The sequence below is a fragment of the Streptomyces sp. NPDC058985 genome, assembly GCF_042740985.1.
Taxonomy (GTDB): Bacteria; Actinomycetota; Actinomycetes; order Streptomycetales; family Streptomycetaceae; genus Streptomyces.
Window position 1 is genome coordinate 1 of sequence record NZ_JBHYJX010000108.1, and the last position, 1,450, is coordinate 1,450.

Here is a 1,450-nt window from a genome sequence, read left to right on the forward strand (position 1 = left end):
CTAGTAGTGCTTGGTCATGTTGGTGCGGGGTCTGGCATGTCGCGGTGACAGGTGGGGCAGGCGCCGGTCCAGATCGCGAGGAGTAACTGCAGCTCGCGAACGACTTGGTAGAGGCTCAGGCCGACGCCGTCTCTTTTGGGGATCGGCTCAGTCGCTGCAAGGTGCAGAAGGCGTGGGCGACCGAGACGAGGGTGACGTGGTGGTGCCAGCCTGGCCAGGTCCGGCCTTCGAAGTGGGCCAGGCCCAGGGTCTGCTTCATCTCGCGGTAGTCGTTCTCGATGCGCCAGCGGAGTTTCGCGGTGCGCACGAGGACGGGCAGGGAGGTGGTCTCGGGCAGGTTGGACAGCCAGAACTGCACGGGCTCGTCCTGGTCGGCGGGCCATTCGGCCAGCAGCCAGCGGACCGGAAGCCCGGTGCCGGCCGTGGCCTTGCGGATCTCACGTCCGGCTGGCCGGACCCGCAGGGCCACGAAGCGCGAGTACATGCGTTTGTGTCCGCTGCGGCCACTGCCCGGCCTCGATCCCTCCCGCCACTGCAACGGCCGCGCGGCGCGTTTCCCGGCCGCGATGACCAGGTTCTTCACGGTCTGCGCCGGCTCGGGGTAGGCCGGGACCGGCCGCCGGCCCAGGCCGGAGTAGGCCGGGGTGCACGGCTGTGCATGTTCGGGTTGCGCGGTGGTCGTGGTCGAGATGCCCACCACGTAGTCGAGACCGCGTTCTTCCAGACCGAGCCGGAAGGCGGCGGTGTCCCCGTAGCCGCCGTCGGCGATGACCTGGGGTACTTCGATGCCCCAGGACCGCGTCTCGTCGATCATGTCGAGAGCCAGCTGCCACTTCTCGACATGCCCCACCTCGGCAGGGACGGCGCATCTGGCACGGCGGGCCACTTTGGCCGGATCTGCCTTCGGCGAGGCGGGATCCCAGCTCCCGGGCAGGAACAGACGCCAGTTCACCGCCGCCGAGGCACCGTTTGAAGCCAGGTGCAGAGAGACGCCGGCCTGGCAGTTGGTGACTTTGCCCGCCGTGCCGGTGTACTGCCGGGTCACGCACGCGGACGCGTCCCCGTCCTTGAGGAACCCGGTGTCATCGATGATCAGCGCCGTGGGCTTGATGACCGGCTGCATGCGCCAGGCCAGCCGGGCCCGCACATGCGCCGCATCCCACGGGCTGGAAGTCACGAAGTGGGCCAGGGCCTGCCGGTTCCCGTCCTCGCCCAGGCGGGCGGCCATCGGCTCCACCGACTTACGCCCGCCGTCCAGCAGCAGGCCCCGCAGATAGACCTCGCCCCACCGTCGCTGATCCGCCCGCGCGAACGGCTCGAACATCTCCGCCGCGAAGTCCTGAAGATCACACCGGACCGCAGCCAACTCCCCACCCAGCACACCCGATCAACGACACGACCGATCAAGAAGACACGCCATCCCAGACCGCACATGACCAAGCACTACTAG

General features: G+C 68.7%; 1 protein-coding gene. It reads right to left on the bottom strand.

Annotated elements, in window-relative coordinates; genetic code table 11:
* Positions 1 to 115 precede the first annotated feature (115 nt).
* Entirely contained in the window at positions 116 to 1,324 is a 1,209-nt protein-coding gene (locus tag ACFW01_RS38375; RefSeq protein ID WP_234961978.1) for an IS701 family transposase, read from the bottom strand.
* Positions 1,325 to 1,450: the final 126 nt, after the last annotated feature.